Origin of the sequence: Bacillus sp. SN1, from assembly GCF_002796895.1 — a bacterium.
Lineage (GTDB): Bacteria > Bacillota > Bacilli > Bacillales > Bacillaceae > Bacillus > Bacillus inaquosorum.
On the sequence record NZ_PHIE01000007.1, the window covers coordinates 54,145 to 76,577 of the forward strand.

The 22,433-nt window shown below is 45.3% G+C and carries 22 protein-coding genes, 1 tRNA gene and 1 pseudogene; 10 read left to right on the plus strand and 14 right to left on the minus strand.

The window, feature by feature from the left end; translation table 11 throughout:
• Positions 1-12 precede the first annotated feature (12 nt).
• From epsG to CVV77_RS20175, 7 genes and pseudogenes are all read right to left on the minus strand, one after another.
• Positions 13-1,116 carry a biofilm exopolysaccharide biosynthesis protein EpsG gene (gene epsG / locus CVV77_RS20145; RefSeq protein WP_100276339.1) on the minus strand — a complete coding sequence of 368 codons (1,104 nt, stop codon included), beginning with the start codon at positions 1,114-1,116 and terminating at the stop codon, positions 13-15.
• Positions 1,113-2,268: pseudogene (locus tag CVV77_RS20150) on the minus strand (glycosyltransferase family 1 protein). Before CVV77_RS20150 ends, epsG begins: the two are co-directional and overlap by 4 nt.
• A complete protein-coding gene (gene epsE / locus CVV77_RS20155) occupies positions 2,261-3,097 on the minus strand; it encodes a glycosyltransferase EpsE (protein ID WP_100276341.1) in 837 nt (278 codons plus the stop codon). Before epsE ends, CVV77_RS20150 begins: the two are co-directional and overlap by 8 nt.
• On the minus strand, positions 3,094-4,233 hold the full coding sequence (locus CVV77_RS20160) for a glycosyltransferase family 4 protein (protein ID WP_100276342.1): 1,140 nt from the start codon (positions 4,231-4,233) through the stop codon (positions 3,094-3,096). Before CVV77_RS20160 ends, epsE begins: the two co-directional genes overlap by 4 nt.
• Positions 4,234-4,244: 11 nt before the next feature.
• A complete protein-coding gene (locus tag CVV77_RS20165; protein WP_181280838.1) occupies positions 4,245-6,065 on the minus strand; it encodes a polysaccharide biosynthesis protein in 1,821 nt (606 codons plus the stop codon).
• Positions 6,066-6,300: 235 nt separating this feature from the next.
• Positions 6,301-6,984 (minus strand): protein tyrosine kinase EpsB, encoded by a 684-nt coding sequence (gene epsB, locus CVV77_RS20170; RefSeq protein ID WP_100276343.1) that lies wholly within the window; start codon positions 6,982-6,984, stop codon positions 6,301-6,303.
• Between the two features lie 5 nt (positions 6,985-6,989).
• Positions 6,990-7,694 (minus strand): YveK family protein, encoded by a 705-nt coding sequence (locus CVV77_RS20175; protein WP_060400063.1) that lies wholly within the window; start codon positions 7,692-7,694, stop codon positions 6,990-6,992.
• Between the two features lie 231 nt (positions 7,695-7,925).
• Between CVV77_RS20175 and slrR the strand changes: the two genes are divergently transcribed.
• From slrR to CVV77_RS20190, 3 genes are all read left to right on the plus strand, one after another.
• Positions 7,926-8,384, plus strand: a complete 459-nt coding sequence (gene slrR, locus CVV77_RS20180) for an HTH-type transcriptional regulator SlrR (protein WP_100276344.1) — start codon at positions 7,926-7,928, stop codon at positions 8,382-8,384.
• Positions 8,385-8,458: 74 nt separating this feature from the next.
• Positions 8,459-9,928, plus strand: coding sequence for a para-nitrobenzyl esterase (pnbA, locus tag CVV77_RS20185; protein ID WP_100276345.1), 1,470 nt, complete (start codon positions 8,459-8,461; stop codon positions 9,926-9,928).
• A 2-nt stretch (positions 9,929-9,930) separates the two neighbouring features.
• The gene (locus CVV77_RS20190) at positions 9,931-10,122 is read left to right on the plus strand and encodes a hypothetical protein (protein ID WP_019259534.1); all 192 of its coding nucleotides are present in this window, start codon (positions 9,931-9,933) and stop codon (positions 10,120-10,122) included.
• Positions 10,123-10,151: 29 nt separating this feature from the next.
• On the opposite strand, the gene padC is transcribed toward CVV77_RS20190, so the two are convergent.
• The 5 genes from padC to CVV77_RS20215 form a co-directional block, all read right to left on the minus strand.
• Positions 10,152-10,637, minus strand: a complete 486-nt coding sequence (gene padC, locus CVV77_RS20195; RefSeq protein ID WP_003235304.1) for a phenolic acid decarboxylase — start codon at positions 10,635-10,637, stop codon at positions 10,152-10,154.
• A gap of 21 nt (positions 10,638-10,658) precedes the next feature.
• Positions 10,659-11,114, minus strand: coding sequence for a DUF3237 domain-containing protein (locus CVV77_RS20200; protein WP_100276346.1), 456 nt, complete (start codon positions 11,112-11,114; stop codon positions 10,659-10,661).
• 123 nt (positions 11,115-11,237) lie between these two features.
• Entirely contained in the window at positions 11,238-11,921 is a 684-nt protein-coding gene (locus CVV77_RS20205) for an aspartate/glutamate racemase family protein (RefSeq protein WP_100276347.1), read from the minus strand.
• Positions 11,922-11,936: 15 nt separating this feature from the next.
• A complete protein-coding gene (locus CVV77_RS20210; protein ID WP_100276348.1) occupies positions 11,937-13,292 on the minus strand; it encodes a serine hydrolase in 1,356 nt (451 codons plus the stop codon).
• A 146-nt stretch (positions 13,293-13,438) separates the two neighbouring features.
• Positions 13,439-13,927: a C1q-like domain-containing protein gene (locus tag CVV77_RS20215; RefSeq protein ID WP_225514855.1), complete on the minus strand. Its 489-nt coding sequence runs from the start codon at positions 13,925-13,927 to the stop codon at positions 13,439-13,441.
• 660 nt (positions 13,928-14,587) lie between these two features.
• Between CVV77_RS20215 and sacB the strand changes: the two genes are divergently transcribed.
• The 6 genes from sacB to CVV77_RS20245 all read left to right on the plus strand — a co-directional run bounded on the left by sacB (position 14,588) and on the right by CVV77_RS20245 (position 20,716).
• Positions 14,588-16,009: a levansucrase gene (gene sacB, locus CVV77_RS20220; RefSeq protein WP_100276350.1), complete on the plus strand. Its 1,422-nt coding sequence runs from the start codon at positions 14,588-14,590 to the stop codon at positions 16,007-16,009.
• Between the two features lie 76 nt (positions 16,010-16,085).
• The gene (locus tag CVV77_RS20225) at positions 16,086-17,636 is read left to right on the plus strand and encodes a glycoside hydrolase family 32 protein (protein ID WP_100276351.1); all 1,551 of its coding nucleotides are present in this window, start codon (positions 16,086-16,088) and stop codon (positions 17,634-17,636) included.
• 107 nt (positions 17,637-17,743) lie between these two features.
• Positions 17,744-19,306 carry an aspartate/proton symporter AspP gene (gene aspP, locus CVV77_RS20230; protein ID WP_100276352.1) on the plus strand — a complete coding sequence of 521 codons (1,563 nt, stop codon included), beginning with the start codon at positions 17,744-17,746 and terminating at the stop codon, positions 19,304-19,306.
• Between the two features lie 94 nt (positions 19,307-19,400).
• Positions 19,401-19,985, plus strand: a complete 585-nt coding sequence (locus CVV77_RS20235) for a TetR/AcrR family transcriptional regulator (RefSeq protein WP_084993492.1) — start codon at positions 19,401-19,403, stop codon at positions 19,983-19,985.
• 81 nt (positions 19,986-20,066) lie between these two features.
• Complete coding sequence (locus CVV77_RS20240; protein ID WP_019259544.1) at positions 20,067-20,402, plus strand: DMT family transporter; 336 nt, start codon at positions 20,067-20,069, stop codon at positions 20,400-20,402.
• The gene (locus tag CVV77_RS20245) at positions 20,402-20,716 is read left to right on the plus strand and encodes a DMT family transporter (RefSeq protein WP_019259545.1); all 315 of its coding nucleotides are present in this window, start codon (positions 20,402-20,404) and stop codon (positions 20,714-20,716) included. The genes CVV77_RS20240 and CVV77_RS20245 overlap by 1 nt, the downstream gene beginning before the upstream one ends.
• 41 nt (positions 20,717-20,757) lie before the next feature.
• On the opposite strand, the gene CVV77_RS20250 is transcribed toward CVV77_RS20245, so the two are convergent.
• Together CVV77_RS20250 and CVV77_RS20255 are read right to left on the minus strand one after the other, a co-directional pair.
• Entirely contained in the window at positions 20,758-21,270 is a 513-nt protein-coding gene (locus tag CVV77_RS20250; RefSeq protein WP_100276353.1) for a DUF3231 family protein, read from the minus strand.
• Between the two features lie 152 nt (positions 21,271-21,422).
• Positions 21,423-21,498: transfer RNA gene (locus CVV77_RS20255), tRNA-Arg, on the minus strand.
• Between the two features lie 270 nt (positions 21,499-21,768).
• Between CVV77_RS20255 and clpP the strand changes: the two genes are divergently transcribed.
• Complete coding sequence (gene clpP, locus CVV77_RS20260; RefSeq protein WP_003219849.1) at positions 21,769-22,365, plus strand: ATP-dependent Clp endopeptidase proteolytic subunit ClpP; 597 nt, start codon at positions 21,769-21,771, stop codon at positions 22,363-22,365.
• Positions 22,366-22,433 lie beyond the last annotated feature (68 nt).

Consider the following 22,433-nt stretch of genomic DNA (forward strand, 5'->3'; position numbering starts at 1 on the left):
CTCTTGCATAAATTACCGGGAAAAAATCGTTCTGTAGGGCAGAACGGACGAATCAACCGGCATAAGCAAATAACTGTAAAGAAAATAACAAACAACGATAGCGATATAGATAAGGGCATTCGATTTTTCATCAAAGATCCTGACGAAATAAGGGACTAAGATCATTTGATACAGGCCGAAATAGATATTGAATCTGGCAAAGATCACGTCCTTTGTGGCCAAAAGCCCGAACAAAAACCCGAGCAGGCACAAATTGACGACGATATCGATTTGCGGCCACAGCTTCCGCAGACGCGCTCTGTAGCAAAAGGCGAGAAACAGCGGCAGAACCAAGACAGCGATTTTGATCACGTTCATTCCGTTCGTGTTTGTCATGAGCCATTTTTCATAATGGCTGTATGAGCTGTTTTCAAGCACAACGACAAACACAGAAATAAATTTTTGATATAAAAACGTCATGCCGAGAAATAAAGCGGATAGGCCGAATATTGACGGTGACCAGGCTTTTCTTCTGACAATAAAGTACACTGGAATCATAATCAGCGCCGAGGAATGAAAGAGCGAGCTGATCAGCACGATCAGAAAATATCGCTTCCAGTTCCCGCTGATGATATAACGGATCGCCCAAAACAAAGCAGCGGCCACCATGTATTGCCTGATGCCGTTAAAAGACGCGTAATAATGGAAGGTTCCTAAAAATAAAAAGACACTCAGCTCAAACGGCCTTCCGTAGTCAGCGAGTGTCTTCATAATAAAGCTGTAGGTCACGGCCGCAACCGTTATATACATGATTTGGGGATCTTTCGTGATGAAATTCATCAGCCAAAGCAGTGCGGTAAAGCCCGGATCTGTCGCCATTTTCGCTGTGCCGAAACCGAATATCTGCCACACGTTTTGATAATCGCCCGCCATTTCGTACAGCAGCGTGTACGTCTGAAAATCCGTGCCGACTCTGTAGCGGAGACCCGACACGAGCACAAGTGAGGCGAGCGGAATCCAGATCAGAAGCTTATTCGGCCGATACCCCGTAGCGAGCGAATCGTCACGGCCGCCGCACATTTTAGCGAACCAAGACCAAATATATACAATTCCCATATTGACGGCATATACAATCATCGTTTATAGTCCTTTTCCGCTGCTGATGTTGTACACATTCAGCAGCTCTCCTACATTTTGCTGTGCATCGTAGCCGAGTTCGGCAAGTGTTTCTTTGATGAGCTCCCGCTTCGGCCTGCTTGCGGCGGCTGCCCTTGCAATGGTTTCAGCCCAGATACCGATCGGCTCAGAAAGACTCAATCTCGTCACAAGCCCGAGACCGGCGTCGACTTTTTCTGTAATGTTGTCTGAAATGATGCATGGAAGCCCCGATGCCTGCGCTTCCACAAGCACAACCGGCAAGCCTTCGTACAGAGACGGCATGACAAACACATCAAATGTGCGCATCAATTCATGAATGCGTTCTTCAGTGCCTAAAAAAAGGACCTCTGAAAGCAGATTCAGCCGCCGTACCTCCTCTTCCATTTTCTCGCGCAGCGGCCCGTCTCCTGCGAGAACGAGCTGAAAGCGAACCCCTCGTTCCTTGAGATGTGCGGCAAGCTTCAGCAAAAACGCGTGGTTTTTCACTTCATGAAACCGGGCCACATGGCCAATAATGAGCCGGTCAGCCGCTATGCCGCGTGTTGTTTTTTCTTCATCAGCCCTCTGCCCATTTGGAGCGAACAAATCAAGATCAATCCCGTTCGGAAGGAGATGAACGCACTCCCGTTCCATGTTGGACTGCCCGAATAAAAACCTGCCCGCATCCTCTCCGCAGGCGCACAATGCTGTCGCATTCGCCAAGATAAGCCGCCTAAACACCATCAGTTGCAGGCGATCCTTCCAATTGAAGCCGGTTTTCCACGACGTATTGTGGGAATGGCATACCCTGACCGGCACTCCGGCAAGCCTTGCCGCAAGGGCGATAAAGCCCGTTTGGAAATCCGTGTGGGCATGGACCGCGCTGAACGGCCCGTTTTCTTTTATCGTGTTTCTCACATTCCTCACAAATGTAAGGGGATTGCTTTGTCCGATGCTCGGGACATAAAAAAGTCGCCCGCCTAAAGATAAAATTTCTTCATCATAAGCGCACGGATCATTTCGATACGTTAAAAAATCAAATTGTACTTTGCTTCTGTCCATTTTCCGATATAAATTCATCACCATGGTTTCCGCGCCGCCCCTGTTCATGCCGCTGAGAACATGGAGCACGCGTTTTTGGCCGCTACTCATGCTTGACAAGCCCTTCCTTTTGGTTCGTCACTCTATTTTTGTGGTAGCGATTCATCACGGCTGGGGGCATAAACGCGCGGATTAACGGTTTTGCGATATATATGTAATCAAATAAAGGAAGCTTCAAGCGCCTACATGCCTGATAGACAAGGATGGCATTGTCAATGGAATACGTAAATGACCGCCGTTTGAATGCATCGCTGTCTTCCCTTACTTTATACAAGGCCTCCTGGAGATTGTAGCCCCTGAAGCCCTCTTCAAAAAAGCGAAGCCACAAATCAATATCCTCCATCCGTCTCGTCCGCCGCACCGAACGGTAGCCTTTCAGCGTGCAGTAGGCGCTGGCTCTCATCATAATCGTTCCGTGGCAAAACGGGGTCCCTTTTGCCATGATGGCCGGCTCTGGAACAGAAGGCAGGATGCGTGTGCCCCTTACGCCACATTCATCAAATACAAGCATGCCGGTGCCAACCACCTGGTAATGCCGATGCTTTTCTAAAAACGCGACCTGCTTTTCCAGACGGCGCGGAAACGAAAGATCGTCTCCGTCCTGGCGGGCGATATATTCGCCTGTCGCATGCGAAAGACAATGATTTAATGAGGCGGCAAGCCGCTTGTTTGTTTTGTTTTGAATCAGCTTGATGCGGTCGCTGTAATGAGCGGCATACTGCTTCGCGATTCGGAGCGTGCCGTCTGTTGACGCATCATCGCACATAATCAGCTCCCAATTTTTATAGGATTGGCTGAGTATGGATTCAATGCTTTCCGCCAAAGTGCGTTCACAATTATAAATGCCCATAATGACAGAAACTTTCGGTCCTGAGTTCATACGCTTTTCTCCTTTATCTCCATGTACGCGGAATATATATCTGCCATTTCTTCTACCGTTCGCGCTTCCGAAAAGCGCAAGGCTGTTTTTCGGCCTTCCTGCCCCAGCCTTCTGCAGAGTTCCGGCTGATTGTAAAGCTGTTCAATCCGGCGGGCAAAAGCGGCACTGTCACCGATTTTGATCAAAAAACCGTTTTCTCCGTCCCGGATGATTTCCCGATGCCCGCGGTTATCCGTGGCAATCGCCGGTTTTTCCGCCGCCATCCCTTCAAGCACATTCATGCCGAGGCCTTCTCTGATGCTGGATGCGACAGATACATCTGCCAGTTGAATCAGCTCGTGAATGTCGCGGCAAAAGCCGTAAAAGCGGACATTGCCGGAAGCGCCAAGCTTTTCAGCCAACGTTCGATACGTTTGTTCCATTGCCCCTTCTCCGGCAAAAACTAGGCGGAGCGACGGAATTTGTTCTTTCAACAAGGCTGCGGCTTCAATTAACAGCTTCTGGTTTTTGTTCAGATTGAGCTCAGCCGGATAAACCATTATAAAATCGTCTTCACGGAATCCGTGTTTTTCTCTGAGTCTTTGCTGTTCTTCCAGGCTGACAGGCCGGAACCGCTCGGTATTGACGCCGATGCCGTGAATTTTCTGCGTCATGCCGCCTTGCCTTTGAAGTCCTTTTGCCCGAGTGTAATCCTCTTCATTGATCGTGATCAGGCAGTCGGTATATGCCGAAAGCCATTTCTCAACCGGATAGTAAAGAAGCCAATTTTTTATCGGCGCTCCGCTGCAGAAGTGAAAGCCGTGCGCTGTGTACAGCACCTTTGTTCCGTGCCGCCTTGCCTGCCTCGCCGCTAGTCTGGCGAGCACGCCGCCGACCGGCGTATGGCAATGGACAATGTCATATTGATTGGTGTCGATCACGTCCTTCAGCTGTCTGTAAACGGCCAGATTCTGAGGATGAAAGGGTGATCTGCGAATCGGGATGGAGAATTTCTCATCCACATACGGAAGCTTGGTTTGTCCGCTCGCGGCGACATGAACCTCCCAGCCCATTCGTTTAAACCATTTAAAGTAAGGGAGGTGAAAGGCCTTAAAATGATAATCAACAGTCGCGCAAAACAAGATCTTTTTCGTCATCTTCACTCCCCCTAATGAACACTGGCAGCCGTCATTTTGTCTGATGTATTGATCGCCGCAAACAGCCTCGCTCTCATATCGGCTTCCGGCAGCTCATTAAAATCCTCGATAAAGCGCATCAGCACTGGCCAATCGCCGTCCACCGCTTTGCCGATATGGATTTTCGGAAAGATTTGTTCAGCATGCACTTCATTTTTATTCAGCAATTCCTCATACATTTTTTCACCGGGACGAATGCCTGTGAATTCGATTGGAATCTGCTCAGTCGTGTAGCCGGACAAATGAATGAGGTTTTTGGCAAGATCCACAATTTTTACGGGCTCTCCCATATCGAGAACGAAAATCTGACGCCCCTTCGCCAGTGCCCCGGCCTGAATGACAAGCCTTGAGGCCTCGGGAATCGTCATGAAATAGCGGGTCATCGCTGGATGTGTCACCGTCACCGGTCCGCCTTTTTCAATCTGTTTTTTGAAAATCGGAATGACGCTGCCGCGGCTCCCGAGCACATTGCCGAAGCGGACAGCGACAAATTTGGTGCTGCTGGCTTTTCCAAGATTCATAATAATCATTTCGGCGAAACGTTTTGTCGCCCCCATTACATTGGCCGGGTTCACCGCTTTGTCCGATGAAATCAGCACGAACGTTTCTGTCCCCGACATATCGGCTGCTTCCGCGACATTTTTTGTTCCGATGATGTTGTTTTTGACAGCCTCTTCAGGATTGTGTTCCATTAAAGGCACATGCTTATGGGCAGCTGCATGGTAGACAACGTGCGGCTCGTATTTTTTCATCAAGGTAAACATTTTATCGCGGTCCTGCACATCCGCAATTTCCGTATGGAACACAATCTGTTTGCCGAACCGTCCGTTCAGCTCTGTATAAATTGAATGAATGCTGTTTTCTCCATGGCCGAGCAGAATAATTTCCTTAGGCTGAAACGTGCTGATCTGCCGGCAGATTTCCGAGCCGATTGATCCGCCCGCTCCTGTGACAAGAACTGTTTTTCCTTTGATGCGGTTCGAAATTTCGCTTGTGTCGAGGGTCACCGGCTTTCTGCCAAGCAAATCCTCAGCTTTTACATCTCTGATTTGCCCGGCAGTTCGTGTGCCAAGCAGCATTTCATCAAAATGAGGCATAATTTTGATGTTTACTCCAGTTCGCACACATTCTTTATATAACACCTGAAGCTCATGGGTGCGGAGTGAAGGAATGGCAATAATAATATAGTTAATTTTGAGCTTTTGCACCGCAGGCATGATACTTTCTTTTCCGCCGATCACGGGAAGCCCCATAATTTCTAATTTATGCTTCGTTTGGTCGTCATCAATAAAAGCGACAGGTATGATGTCAGGATCATCTTTTGAAAGCAGCTGCCTGACCATCAAAGTCCCTCCTGAGCCCGCCCCGATAATCAGGGCGCGGGACGAGGCGCTGCGGTTTTTTCTGATGCTTTCTTTTAACACTCTGGACAAAACACGGGTTCCTCCGATAGACAAAAGCTGAAGCACCCAGCACGCAGTTAACAGACGGAAGAACATCGTATGATATACAGCATACTGTATGACGCCGGTCACAGCGGCTGAAAGAGTAATGCCCTTAAGCAGGACGATCAGCTCGCCGAGTCCGGTGTATGTCCACACCTGTTTATACTGACGGAACAGGAAAGCACATACATGATAGCTGAGGAGCAAGCTGACAGCGGTAAGCAATAATGCTCCGGAGTCATAAAATTGATAGGAATCTTTTAAAAATTGATATCCTGCAATAACTGAATTTAAAACGAGATAAGTATCCAGCGCAATAATCATTGACAGTCTTCTCCGGTAACTCAACCTTTTCCCCCCTAATTCTTTTATCGGTTTAGCTGCGACGGTTTTCGTCCTCAAAAACATCGGCAGCAGCTAAACCGACAACACGTCCTATGTATATATCAAATAAGTGGGCATTTAACCCGTCCTCACGCCCCGCCAGCGACGACCAGCATCTAAGGCAGCAATATCAGCTGCCCACAGCAGAGCCGAGTGCCTCCATTGATACAGGTCAGGAGACATCACCTTTACAATCCATTTAGTAGGAATAGTGTTCCGATTTTTTCATTTTCTTTTTGTTTAAAAGTGCGCCTAACAGCTTTGCATTTGATTGTTCCAGGGCATCCTTCGCTTTCAGGACGGTATCGGTTTTCGTTTTTCCGCTTAAGACGACGAGCACGCTGCCGTCTGTCTGATTTGCTAAAATCTGAGCATCTGCAACAGCCAAAAGCGGAGGGGAATCAAAGATGACGAGGCTGAATTGTTCATAGATGTCCGAGATTAAATCTCCCATTGCTTTTGAAGACAGCAGTTCAGCCGGATTCGGGGGGGTCGGTCCGCTTGTCAGCACATATAAGTTATCGATCGGTGTCTTTTGCACCGTCTCACTGAGTGAAGCATTACCGACCAGCACATTTGTCAGCCCGGTTACATTCTCAACTTGGAACGTCTGATGGATGGTCGGCTTTCTTAAATCGGCATCCACCAGCAGCACTTTCTTTTCCTGCTGCTGCGCAAAGACAGCCGCAAGATTCGCTGCACTGAACGATTTTCCTTCACCAGGCACAGAGGAGGTGACGAGGATAGACCGCAAGTTGGTCTGGACGGATGAAAACTCAATGTTTGTCCGAATGGTGCGATATTGTTCCGCAACAATTGATTTATTGTGTAAAACGGATATTTGAGCCAAACCTCGCCTTGCTTTCTTTCTTCTAAAGATCACTCGCTTCACTCCCCGAAATGTTTTATCCCGCGATTCCGCCCTTTTTGGACATCAGGGACGGAGCCTAAGCATGGCAATCCTGTTCTCTCGCTGAGCTGACGTGCGCTTTTGCACGAATCATCGAGAAAATGCAGAAAAAATGCCAGTGTAATGCCGCCCATGACAGCAGCGCCAAAAGCCATGACCATATTTCGCAGCCGGGCTGGCTTGATCATCGGGCTTTCCGAAGCCTTCGCCTCTGATAAAATATGTACGCCTTGTACATTCATTCTTTCATCTACTTCTTTTTCAAACTTATTCACTAATGTGTTCGCAATCTCAGCCGCTTTCGCCGGATCATGATCCTGGACGGCAACGGTGATAATTTCTGATTCATTTTCACTGCTGGTAATCACTTTTCCTTTCAGCGAGGAAGCCGATTCAGAAAGATGCAATTCCGCCTTGACCTCTTCCATCAAGGCAGTGCTTTTCATAATCGATTGGAACGTGCTGCTGTACTGAAGATTTCGCTGGATGTCACTGAGATTCGAGTTTTCTTCACCGTCTGATTCATGAACCAGCACTTGCGTCGACGCCTGATAGGTCGGGGAAATAACCTTAAATTGCACAACCCCCGTAATAAGGGTGACGCCGATTGTGATGAGCAGAATCAGCACGAATCTGTGTCTGACAATCGCATATAATTCTTTAAAACTCATATTCTCATTCATGTATTCATAGCCTTCAGGCTTCCCGCGCCCCTTTCTGTTAATGATTGGATTATAAAAGAAAACTTTATTATTTAAAAATTGCAAAATAAGCCAATAGGTTCTCTTTAGAGAACAAAATCATGATTTTCCTCTTATTTACTGCACTTCCCTTATTATTTTAAATTTTATAAAGAACGAATAATTCCTTATAATGAACGAAATAATGACAGGAATAGAGGAGAATTACATATCATGATTGGAAGAATTATCCGTTTGTACCGTAAAAGAAAAGGCTATTCTATAAATCAGCTGGCTGTTGAGTCAGGTGTATCTAAATCCTATTTAAGCAAGATTGAAAGAGGCGTTCATACGAATCCGTCCGTTCAATTTTTAAAAAAAGTTTCCGCCACACTGGATGTAGAATTAACAGAATTATTCGACGCAGAAACAATGATGTATGAAAAAATCAGCGGCGGTGAAGAAGAATGGCGCGTACACCTTGTGCAAGCCGTACAAGCCGGAATGGAAAAGGAAGAGCTGTTCACTTTTACGAACAGACTGAAGAAAGAACAGCCCGAAACCGCATCCTACCGCAACCGTAGACTGACAGAATCCAATATAGAAGAATGGAAAGCGCTGATGGCGGAAGCAAGAGAAATCGGTTTGACCGTCCAGGAAGTCAAATCCTTTTTCAAAACGATGGGAAGATGAATATTGGCTAAGGGCTTACATTCGCATCCGCAGGGTAAATCTGTTTATAATGGGGGAAAAAGGGAGAGAAAGCGATGACACATAAAACAGTAACGACTCATTACGGCAAAGTAAAAGGCACAACAGAAAACGGCGTACATATATGGAAAGGCATTCCTTATGCAAAGCCGCCTATCGGACAATTGCGTTTTAAAGCACCGGAGCCCCCTGAAGTGTGGGAGGACATACTGGATGCAACAGCGTACGGCCCGATTTGCCCGCAGCCGCCTGATTTGCTGTCACTTTCATATGCCGAGCTTCCCCAGCAGTCCGAGGATTGCCTGTATGTCAATGTATTTGCGCCTGACACTCCGAGTCAAAACTTGCCTGTCATGGTGTGGATTCACGGCGGCGCTTTTTATCTCGGCGCGGGCAGTGAGCCATTATATGATGGGTCAAGACTTGCGGCACAGGGAGAAGTCATTGTCGTTACACTGAATTATCGTCTGGGGCCATTTGGATTTTTACATTTGTCTTCGTTTGATGAGGCGTATTCCGATAACCTTGGCCTGCTGGACCAAGCCGCCGCACTGAAATGGGTGCGAGACAATATCTCTGCGTTTGGCGGTGATCCAGATAACGTAACGGTATTTGGAGAATCCGCAGGCGGCATGAGCATTGCCGCACTGCTCGCTATGCCTGCGGCAAAAGGCCTTTTCCAGAAAGCGATCATGGAAAGCGGCGCTTCCCGAACGATGACGAAGGAAAAAGCGGCAAGCACCGCGGCAGCCTTTTTACAGGTCCTTGGGATTTCCGAGAGCCAATTGGACAGATTGCATACTGTATCTGCGGAAGATTTGCTTAATGCGGCAGATCAGCTTCGGAAAGCAGAAAATGAAAATCTCTTTCAGCTGCTCTTCCAGCCTGTTCTTGATCCGAAAACGCTGCCTGCTGAACCAGAAAAAGCGATCGCAGAAGGCACTGCTGCCGGCATTCCGCTGTTAATCGGAACAAACCGTGATGAAGGATATTTATTTTTCACCCCGGACTCAGACGTTCATTCTCAGGAAACGTTTGATGCTGCGCTTGAGTATTTATTAGGGCAGCCACTGGCCAAGAAAGCTGCCGATCTGTATCCACGTTCTCTTGAAAGCCAAATTCATATGATGACTGATTTATTATTTTGGCGCCCGGCCGTCGCCTGTGCCTCCGCCCAGTCCCATTACGCGCCTGTTTGGATGTACCGATTCGATTGGCATTCGGATAAACCGCCGTACAATAAAGCGTTTCACGCATTAGAGCTTCCTTTTGTTTTCGGAAATCTGGACGGGTTAGAACGAATGGCAAAAGCGGAGGTTACGGATGAGGTGAAACAGCTTTCTCACACCGTACAATCAGCATGGACCACGTTCGCCAAAACAGGAAACCCAAGCACTGAAGATGTAAAATGGCCGGCGTATCATGAAGAAACGAGAGAGACGCTGATTTTAGAATCAGAGATTTCGATCGAAAACGATCCTGAATCTGAAAAAAGGCAAAAACTATTCCCTTCAAAAGGAGAATAACCATGGGGAAAACAGGCTACATTGGCGCTGTCATCGTTGTGGCAGCTTGTATCATCATTTTGTCTGCAGTTGTATTTTTACGGGACACAACCTATTATCAGCTCATGCGCTGGACTGGAATCATTCTGTTTTTCGCAGGAATTGTGATGGTTCCCGCATATTCAGCAAAAAGAAAACCCGGGAAAGAGAAGTAATTCTCTTTATCCCGGGTTTTTTCTGTTTTTTACAATTTTCCCGCGCGAATATCGTCTGTCATTCCTTCATAAGGAGCTTTCGAAATCACTTCTTCATTGTCGGCACCCTCGTTTTTCAGAAATGTAATTTCCGCAAATTCAGGTACAACGTATTTTGGATACGTTTCATATTTTTCGCGGGATTCTTTCATCAGATCAATGTGGTCATTTTGATAGCAGACCGTAATTTCAGGATGTTCATGCACCCATTTCGGGAAGAAAATAATCCCGTGCATGCGTTTTTCATTCGGCATAAAGTTTAATGAAACATCTGTGCCTGTCGGCTCTGTCCAAGATACTTTATATACGCCTTCTGTCAGTTTGACAATATTGACTTCCTGATCCCGAACCCAGCGTCCGGCAACCATTCCGCTATGAATTCTATAATCGATTGTATGGTCGTTTTTAATATAGATCTCGTATTCCCATCCGTTTTCATAAGTATAAATCATGTGGCTTCCGATAAAGTTTTCCATCTTTCACACTCTCCTTAGTCTTTACTGTACTTCATAAATGTCTAGTCGAACGTAATCAGAGGTTCTTTCTGCGGAACCGATAAACAAGCGGTCATGCAGCCATTGATAGGCTTCACTGCCTGCTTCAAATGTCGGCACCGTACGGAAATAAACATGCTCCGGATCAATGATTTCCCCGGCCGCGGCTTGTTTTCGAAACGGCTCGCTGACTTGCCTCATTCCATTGTTTTCAATGTAAATCAGTTCATGATCTGCTGTTTCGATTACATACCTGGCAGATAAATCTGTTCTGCCGTCAGCGCGAATGATTTGTGAATCGGCACCGCCCGGCAAAATACGTCCCTTTACTTCTCCGGTTATTGTTCCCGAACGAATCGGAATCAATCGTCTCAGTCCCAGGCCTGTCTCACCAATGGTAATAGGCGGATCAACCTTAATTTCTAAAGATGCGAATGGTTTTAAAACCGGCTTCTTCATAGGCACCACCTCACCTTCAGAAAAAATCATGTAACTATTTACATGTTTACTTTAACACTATTGCATGTAGCTGTCAAACAATAGGAGCATAAAAAAACAAGGACTGTTTGTAGACAGTCCTTGTTAGCTTTGATAGGCAAGATATGTGCTGACGGTGCTTTTTGCAAGACAGTCAGAGGAATCGATAATCGGAATCTCACTTTGAATATGATCTAACACCGCATTTAAATCCGTACAGGCTGAAATAATGAGGTCTGCATGCTGACTGATTTCTTCATATAGCTTCTGCCACAATGCTTGTGTATATTGTATATGATTCGGTTGTTTGATTCCGGCAATGAGCTGGTTCACAGCCTGCTGCCAATGGTCCTTGTGAACAACTTCTTGTCCATTTGCCTCCAGCCCTTTTTGGTAGATGGCGGATTGGATGGTTGGTTCTGTTCCTAAAACCACCGCTTTTTTTGCAGGATGCGGAATTTCTTTTATCGTTTCCTCAATGATATGCAACAAAGGAACCGACAATGCCTGCTGAATCTCTTCATAGTAGACATGTGCCGTATTACAAGGCAGAGCAATGAAATTAACGCCTGTTTTCTCGAGCTTTACCGCTCCATCAATAATCGCTCTTTTCATCTCATCATGGTCTACGGGACGATCTGCATAGAAGGGTGTCGGACATGAATAGATCATCATGTGCGGATAGTCAATATCGTTTGAAGCCCCATACAGCTTCTGACAGTAATCAATTACCTTATCAATAAACGGCGAGGTCGATTTTGGCCCCATTCCGGCTAATATTCCGATCATCAAATTCATTCCTTTCTAAATCGTGCGGACCGCTTCTTCTTCTGAGCCATCCTCATAGAGGATAAAGCTTTTCACAGCATCATCACCTAACATAAATTCGACTTCAACAGATAATGATCTCAGAAAGAAACGGGTTTCCGAGGAAGGAAACAATTCCAGTTTCAGCTGTCCGGTGATCTCCAAATAAAGCCGTTCATTCTCAGCTGTCACCCGTGCAGCCGTTCCGTCCTGAAAAGCGTAGCTTCCCACATAGCGGCTGTATATCGCCGGATCAATATCTTTTTTCTTTTTATCAGCAGGACGTTCCGGAATTTTATATGGCTGGCCAAATAAAATATTTTCCGCCGCTTGCAGAATTGCTTGTTCATATTCAGCATCCTCTTCCTTATTGCTCAAATAAATCATCGTTTTACGATGATCGATATATCGGATCATCGTCGTCGAATAGCCGGGCCATCCTCCGCTGTGGCTGACGATCCGTCCCTTTTCAGGACTGTTTTCCAGCACCCAGCCAAAACCGTAATCGATTGTTTCCCCATTGTTCAGCTGTACAGGAGAGAACGCGGCTTCCTTAGAAGCATCGCTGATCAATTTGTCCTGATATAAAGCCTGATCAAATCGAAACAAATCACTTGTGACAGAGTTAACTGTACCGTCTCCCTGTATGCCATCGAGGTACACAACGTAGTTCGTTTCCTCAAGATCATCAGGTAGGACGTACGTTTCGGAATGTACATCATACACATATCCATATGCATAATGATCCATCCGCTCAGGCCGAAGCCTCCGATTATACACTCTCGTTTCATTCATGCCGGCCGGTGAAAAAATATATGTTTTCATATAATCCGCATAGCTCATGCCGGAGGCTTTTTCAATGATAACCGCCAGCAGCACATACCCCGTATTGCTGTACAGCCAGCCTTCATTCGGCTCAAAATAACCAGGCAGCCCCTCATTCATCAGCATATCCACAATATCCTGATTCACCGCAATCTTGTGTGGATCCCAATTGGTAAAAAACCATCCCATATAATCAGGAAGCCCTGACGTATGGTTCAATAAATGCTTAACCGTTACACCCTGATACGGAAAATCCGGCAGCCAGCGCTCCACTTTGTCTTCATACCCAAGAATCCCCTTCTCCTTCAGCAATATGATTCCCAAAGCTGTAAAAGGCTTTGACAGAGACGCTAACTCAAACAAAGAGTTTGTTTGCAAGGGGCGTTTTTCCTTCAGTTCCGCATAACCGAAAGAGTGATGATATAAGATATCGCCATCCTCCGCAGCCAGAACCGTCCCGTTGAACTGATGTTTTTCGCCTAATGGCTCAAATAACGTCTTGAGATGCTTCCTTTTAGTCTGCTTCATTCTTCCACCTCCCATATCTCTGTACGTTACTAAGCTATTAACGTTTCAAATATTTTGAAAATAACAAAAAAGTTGATCATTCCTCAAACAGGAAAAATCAACTTTAATATAGCGGCTTAGATTTACATGAATCAAATATCCCCTTTTTACGAAGTCAGAGAAGGAACTCTAGCGGCTGCAAAACGAGTTCTCGTAGTCGCTTGAATTGTTCCGGCGGCAGTACTTCTCATTGCAACTGTCACCGTATCTCCTGCGTTTAACTGAAGAATTTCCGTAATGGCTACGACTGCCGGGAGATTACCTGCTTGAGTTTCATTATTTCCGCCTACCACATCTTGATTCACGAGAAATACGACTTCTAAGTTGAAGTCAACATTCGCATTCGCTTGAAACTCAACTGATGCATTAAGAGAATATACGCCTGCTGTTCTCGGTGAAAATGTAGATGTGTCGGGGTTATATTCATTCGCCAAATCAAATTGCTCATTTTGAAATAAGACTCCGCTAGCTGCATTTGCAGCCACTGACAAATTCATATTGCTCGTGGCTCTGAAAGCAGAAATAGGCTGGTTAGTAATTGGTGCGAAGGACTGGTTTTGTTGAGAGGTTGGGGTGTTTCCATTTCTGCCTTGCATGACACTTGGTGATAAAAGAGGTTCCGGTCGATCGTTCCTCTTAATCCATTTTGATGGCCGTGGCGGTATGACTTTTTCCTCCTTAAAAATCTTTCACTTCTATCATTTGTTGGCTGGCAATACATTATTATATTGGTCGTTACTGACATTGAAACGGGATCTGCCCGACTGTGCTCAATAGAAATGACAGCAGCAAGTTCCCAAAACGAATTACTGCTTTTGATCCAAGATGAATTTCAAGGCATGGTTCACCCTGGATGATCATTTTCTGAATCATTACTCAAAAGGTAACTTTATGCCCATGCATCAGGCGTTATAAAAAATACAGAGAATGAAAAGAAATAGCCATCTGTATTAGTTCTTTAGACCTGTAATTTTTAAATCCTTTTATGATTTTCTATCAAACAAAAGAGGAAAATAGACCAGTTGCAATCCAAACGAGAGTCTAATAGAATGATGTCGAAAAGTAAATCACGCAGGTTTGTTACTGATAAAGCAGGCAAGACCTAAAATGTGTAAAGGGCAAAGTGTATTCTTTGGCGTCACCCCTTACATATTTTAGGTCTTTTTTTATTGTGCGTAACTGACTTGCCATCTTCAAACAGGAGGGCTGGACGAAGCAGACCGCTAACACAGTACATAAAAAAGGAGACATGAACGATGAACATCAAAAAGTTTGCAAAACAAGCAACAGTATTAACCTTTACTACTGCACTGCTGGCAGGAGGCGCGACTCAAGCGTTTGCGAAAGAAACAAATCAAAAACCGTATAAGGAAACTTACGGCATTTCCCATATTACCCGCCATGATATGCTGCAAATCCCTGAACAGCAAAAAAATGAAAAATATCAGGTGCCTGAATTCGATTCATCCACAATTAAAAATATCTCTTCTGCAAAAGGTCTGGACGTTTGGGACAGCTGGCCATTGCAAAACGCTGACGGCACAGTCGCGAACTATCACGGCTACCACATCGTCTTTGCATTAGCCGGAGACCCTAAAAATGCGGATGACACATCCATTTACATGTTCTATCAAAAAGTCGGCGAAACGTCTATTGACAGCTGGAAAAACGCTGGACGCGTCTTTAAAGACAGCGACAAATTCGATGCAAATGATTCTATCCTAAAAGACCAAACACAAGAATGGTCTGGGTCAGCTACATTTACATCTGACGGAAAAATCCGTTTATTCTACACTGATTTCTCGGGTAAACATTACGGTAAACAAACACTGACAACTGCACAGGTTAACGTATCAACAACAGACAGCTCTTTGAACATCAACGGTGTAGAGGATTATAAATCAATCTTTGACGGTGACGGCAAAACGTATCAAAATGTACAGCAGTTTATCGATGAAGGTAACTACAGCTCAGGCGATAACCATACGCTGAGAGATCCTCACTACGTAGAAGATAAAGGCCGCAAATACTTAGTATTTGAAGCAAACACTGGAACTGAAGATGGCTACCAAGGCGAAGAATCTTTATTTAACAAAGCATACTATGGCAAAAGCACATCATTCTTCCGTCAAGAAAGTCAAAAACTTCTGCAAAGCGATAAAAAACGCACAGCTGAATTAGCAAATGGCGCACTCGGTATCATTGAGCTAAACGATGACTACACACTGAAAAAAGTGATGAAACCGCTAATTGCATCTAACACAGTTACAGATGAAATCGAACGCGCGAACGTCTTTAAAATGAATGGCAAATGGTATCTGTTCACTGACTCTCGCGGATCAAAAATGACGATCGACGGCATCACATCTAACGACATTTACATGCTTGGTTATGTTTCTGATTCCTTAACTGGCCCATACAAGCCGCTGAACAAAACAGGCCTCGTGCTAAAAATGGATCTTGATCCTAACGATGTGACCTTTACTTATTCACACTTCGCTGTGCCTCAAGCTAAAGGAAACAATGTCGTGATTACAAGCTACATGACAAACAGAGGCTTCTTTGCTGACAGACAAGCAACGTTTGCGCCAAGCTTCCTGTTAAACATCAAAGGCAAGAAAACATCTGTTGTAAAAGACAGCATCCTTGAACAAGGACAATTAACAGTTAACAAATAAAAACGCAAAAGAAAATGCCGATATCCTATTGGCATTTTCTTTTATTTCTTATCAACATCATAAAGGTGAATCCCCTATGAATTATAAAAAAGCAGGCAAATGGCTAACCGTATTTCTCATCTTTGCAGGAATACTGCTGTTTATCGATTTATTGCCAAACGAAGAACCAGTCAAAAAAACAAAACCAACACATAAGCCAGACTACCGGGCTGCATATCACTTTACGGCACCCGACAAATGGAAAAATGATCCCCAAAAACCGCTCTATTTTGATGGGAAGTATCATTATTTCTATCTTTATAACCAAGATTATCCAAAAGGCAACGGCACAGAATGGCGCCATGCCGTTTCAGAGGATTTGGTGCACTGGACCGATGAAGGCGTGGCTATCCCGAAATATACAAACCCAGACGGTGACATTTGGACCGGTTCTGTCGTGATGGATAAAGAAAACACAGCCGGATTCGGAAAAAATGCACTTGTTGCGATTGTGACACAGCCTTCAGCCAAAGACAAAAAGCAGGAGCAACATTTGTGGTACAGCACAGACAAAGGAAAATCATTCAAGTCCTACAGTCATAACCCTGTTATGCCTAATCCGGGCACAAAGGATTTCAGAGACCCGAAAGTCATATGGGATGACCAGGATAACAAATGGGTAATGGTTATGGCTGAAGGAACAAAAATCGGCTTTTATGAATCCGATAATCTCAAGGACTGGCATTACACAAGCGGATTCTTCACGGAACAAGCGGGAATTGTGGAATGTCCTGACCTCTACATGATGCGGGCAAGTGACGGAACGAATAAGTGGGTTCTCGGTGCCAGCGCGAACGGCAAACCTTGGGGCAAACCAAATACGTACGCCTACTGGACCGGAAGCTTCGACGGAAAAGAATTTACAGCGGATCAGACCGAAGCCCAATGGCTTGACCACGGCTTTGACTGGTACGGGGGCGTGACGTTCGAAGACGGCAAAAGCACAGATCCATTAGAAAAGCGGTATGCGCTTGCCTGGATGAACAATTGGGATTACGCCAACAACACACCGACAATGAAGAACGGCTTTAACGGCACAGATTCAGTCATACGCGAACTCCGGCTGCAGGAGCAGGACGGCACCTACAGCCTCGTCTCACAGCCGATTGAAGCTTTGGATCAGCTGACCGTTTCAACTGACGAAATAGAGGATCAGGATGTGAGCGGATTAAAAACACTGTCCGTCACAGGTGATACGTACCAGCTTGATATGGATCTCTCTTGGTCAGAGCTGAAAAATGCAGGCGTCAGACTGAGAGAGTCGGAAGATCAAAAGCGCCACATTGATGTCGGCATTTTCGCCGAAGGCGGCTATGCGTATGTCAACAGAGCGGCCACAAATCAGCCTGACAAAAGCAATACCTATGTCGAAAGCAAGGCTCCTTACGATGTAAGCAAACAAAAGGCGCATTTGAAAATTCTCGTCGATAAAACAACGGTAGAGGTATTTGTCGGCGACGGGAAAACCGTTTTTTCAAATCAAGTGTTCCCGAGACCTGACGATAAAGGCATTACTCTTTATTCTGACGGCGGCACAGCCTCATTCAAAAATATAACGGTGAAACATTTTGATGCGATTCATGAATAAAAAACAGGTGCAGCGCGGGCTGCACCTGTTTTTTTATTAGATCGGTATTCTCTGTTACATATTGGGCATTGTAAGGAATATAAGGCTGGTTTCTAAGGAGGAAGCGGATGTCTAAACAAGGAAATTTTCAAAAATCAATGTCGCTGTTTGATCTGATTTTGATTGGGATGGGTGCCATCTTTGGGTCAGCATGGCTGTTCGCTGTCAGTAATGTCGCTTCAAAAGCAGGACCCTCCGGCGCTTTTTCCTGGATTATCGGCGGAGCCATCATTCTGTTAATCGGGCTCGTGTACGCGGAGCTTGGGGCCGCTCTGCCCCGTACCGGAGGCATCATTCGATACCCCGTTTATTCACATGGCCATCTTGTCGGCTATTTAATTTCATTTGTCACGATTGTCGCCTACACTAGCCTGATTTCAATTGAAGTGACGGCTGTGCGTCAGTATGTGGCCTATTGGTTTCCCGGCCTGACCATAAAAGGATCTGATTCGCCGACCATCGCTGGCTGGATCTTGCAATTCGCCTTGCTCTGCTTGTTTTTCCTGCTGAATTATTGGAGCGTCAAAACCTTCGCTAAGGCGAATTTCATCATATCAATTTTTAAATATATTGTACCGATTACCATCATTATCGTGCTGATCTTTCATTTTCAGCCTGAGAATTTATCTGTTGAAGGATTTGCGCCGTTTGGTTTTACAGGCATTCAGGCTGCGATTTCGACTGGCGGCGTGATGTTTGCGTATCTCGGCCTGCACCCAATTGTGGCTGTTGCTGGTGAAGTGCAAAATCCAAAACGCAATATCCCGATCGCTTTAATCATTTGCATTATCGTTTCAACCATCATTTACACGGTTTTGCAGGTCACCTTTATTGGCGCAATCCCAACAGAAACGCTGAAAAATGGCTGGCCCGCAATCGGGCGGGAGTTCTCATTGCCGTTTAAAGATATTGCGATCATGCTCGGTTTAGGCTGGCTTGCAACGCTTGTCATTTTAGACGCCATTCTGTCTCCCGGAGGAAACGGGAATATTTTTATGAATACGACGTCTCGCCTCGTTTACGCCTGGGCGCGTAACGGCACATTATTTAGCATATTTTCAAAAGTGAATAAAGAAACGGGGACACCCCGTGCTTCACTCTGGCTTTCGTTTGCCCTGTCCATTTTCTGGACACTTCCCTTCCCTTCGTGGAACGCGCTCGTCAATGTCTGTTCTGTCGCGCTCATTCTTTCTTATGCGATTGCACCGATTTCTTCAGCTGCGCTGAGGGTCAATGCGAAGGACTTAAACAGGCCGTTTTATTTAAAAGGAATGAGCATTATCGGACCGCTTTCCTTTATCTTCACGGCGTTTATCGTGTACTGGTCAGGATGGACTACCGTTTCCTGGCTGCTCGGTTCACAGCTCGTGATGTTTTTGATCTATCTCTGTTTCAGAAAATATGCGCCTCAAGAGGATGTCAGCCTTGCCCAGCAGTTAAAATCAGCGTGGTGGCTTGTCGGGTTTTATATCATGATGCTGATCTTTTCCTTCATCGGATCTTTCGGACACGGTTTAGGCATCATCAGCAATCCCGTCGACCTCATTTTGGTCGCCATCGGCTCACTTGCGATTTACTACTGGGCAAAGTATACTGGACTCCCGAAAGCCGCCATTGATTATGATAAATAAAGAAGCAAGAGTTTTTCTTGCTTCTTTATTCTTTACAAACGCACATACTCGCGATAAAATGAATGATAGTCAGTCATTATAGGAGGTGTTCCTTATGCCAAAACAAACATCGGGCAAATATGAAAAAATTCTGCAGGCCGCCATTGAAGTCATTTCTGAAAAAGGTCTCGACAAGGCCTCTATTTCTGATATTGTCAAAAAGGCCGGCACTGCCCAAGGAACGTTCTATTTATATTTTTCATCTAAAAACGCCCTGATTCCGGCAATCGCAGAAAATCTTCTCACCCATACCTTGGATCAAATCAAAGGAAGACTGCATGGAGACGAAGGTTTTTGGACCGTTTTAGATATATTAATTGATGAGACATTTCTCATTACAGAACGCCATAAGGATATTATCGTCCTCTGTTACTCTGGGCTTGCGATCGACCACTCCATGGAAAAATGGGAGACGATCTATCAGCCTTATTATTCCTGGCTCGAAAAAATCATCCATAAGGCGATTAAAAACCATGAGGTGACTGAAGGAATCAATGCGAAATGGACAGCCAGAACGATTATCAACTTGGTCGAGAACACAGCTGAACGATTCTATATCGGATTTGAACAAGATGAAAATATTGAAGTGTTTAAAAAAGAAATCTTTACTTTCTTAAAACGAAGCTTAGGTACAGCTTAAAAAATGACTGGGTAACACCGCTCATTTTTTAATGCCTTAAAAATGACTGACGTTCATTCACAAAATAGAGAGGTGTTTCATATGAATTGGGTGCTTGTTTTTATTGCAGGTCTTTTAGAAGTTGTTTGGGCTTCCTCCCTAAAACATGCCGATTCGCTTATAGATTGGATGATCATTTTTATCTTGATCGCAATCAGCTTTATACTGTTAATCCGCTCTTATCAAAAAATCCCGATGGCCGCGGCATACACTGTATTTGTCGGAATCGGAACCGTCGGAACATATATCACCGGAATTGTTTTGGGCGAATCCTTCTCAGCAGCGCAAATGTTCTTTTTAGTTATATTGCTGGCCGGTATTTTAGGAATGAAGCTTTTTACGAAAGAAAGCACGCCACAGCCGGGAGGTGAAAAATAATGGCATGGTTTTTATTAGTGGTTGCCGGCATTGAAGAAATTATAGCTGCCGTTGCCATGAAATATATAGACGGTACAAGAAAAAAATGGCCGATCATTGTGATGACTGTTGGTTTTGGCTTATCCTTTTACTGCCTTTCACAAGCGATGCTGGCCCTGCCTGCCGGCGTCGCTTATGCCGTCTGGACCGGCATTGGCAGTATTGGCGTTTCGGCGGTCGGCGTCATCTGGTTTAAGGAGCGGTTTCAGCTGCCACAGCTGATTTCCCTTTGCCTTATCCTCGCCGGGGTCATCGGCCTGCGTCTTACGGCTTAATCATAAGATAAGGGCATATACATCTGTATATGCCCTTGCCGTTAAGCGTCTTGATGTTTTTGAAGATGAAGCGGCGGCGGGATGAGCCAGCCTTTGTTTTTTAGCATTCTTAAGTATTTTGCGCCGGTTGCCGCTTTAGATATATGGAATTGTCCAAACATCATGGCAATATCCTCACGAATGGACTGTCCCATAATTTTGCTGCATGTCACAAGACCTGCAGCATTTTGCGCTGCCGCAGAGGCCGCCACATCCGGATCGAGAAACCGCGCACCCGGCGGAATATCTTTAAGATCTGCAGCCGGCGGTTCAGGAGAAGCCGGCGGGAGCGCCACACCGTTTTCTTTCAGGATCGCACTGACTTGTTTCATTTCATCTTGGCACTTCTCAATGGACTCACGAAGCAGCTTCTTCAGGTCTTCATCACCGACATGATGCAATAACATCTGGTAATTGCCGACCATTTTATTGCCTGCCATCACATAACTCCACAAGCTGAATACCTCACCGTAATGCATCGGTTCATCTTGCGGATTTCCGCTTAAAATACCCATGTTCACCCTCCTTACAGATTCAATATCGCACATCTCATAACGTGCCCGGCTGGAGGAAAATTTATGTTCCGATGAGAAAGATTTTTAAAACAAACAAAAAAGACAAGAGCGGCAAAATGCCAAACCCTTGTCTTTCCTGTTGTTCTATTGGACGCGCTCGGAGGGATTCGAACCCCCGACAGACGTGGTACCGGAAACCACCGCTCTATCCAACTGAGCTACGAGCGCATATTGACTGCGTTATAAGAACGTCAGCACAACTAATTATACGATAATTCCATTCAAATAACAACCCTCTATTTCAAGAGCGGTTTTTTTAAAACAGACACATCATCTGATTTGGCAATCTGACATATGATGGTTTGAACCCCTGTATTTTTGGGGAAAATGGGAAAAAGAGACGACTTTGCGTATCCAGCCAGCTTTTTGTTTGACCTTTATTGACCAAAAATGTATCATGTAACTACATACTTACCTAAAAGGTGAAGGAGGAGCATTATGAATTTAATACCTACAGTCATTGAACAAACGAACCGCGGGGAAAGAGCGTATGACATTTATTCTCGTCTATTAAAGGATCGTATCATCATGCTTGGATCTGCGATTGATGACAACGTTGCGAACTCCATCGTGTCACAGCTTTTATTCTTAGAAGCAGAAGACCCTGAAAAAGATATTTCTATTTACATCAACAGCCCGGGCGGCTCTATCACAGCCGGTATGGCGATCTATGATACCATGCAGTTTATTAAGCCGAAGGTATCTACAATTTGTATCGGTATGGCTGCATCAATGGGCGCATTCCTGCTTGCTGCCGGTGAAAAAGGCAAACGCTATGCGCTTCCAAACAGTGAAGTCATGATTCACCAGCCTCTTGGCGGTGCGCAAGGTCAGGCGACAGAAATTGAAATTGCCGCGAAACGCATTCTCTTGCTTCGCGACAAATTAAACAAAGTCCTTGCTGAACGTACTGGCCAGCCGCTTGAAGTGATCGAACGCGACACAGACCGTGATAACTTCAAGTCTGCTGAAGAAGCGCTTGAATACGGCCTGATTGACAAAATCCTGACTCGCAATACAGAAGAACAAAAGTAATACTGCGTAACCTGCAAGAGCGATGTCTCTTGCAGGTTTTTTCATTTGAAGAATTCATAGTCTAACGC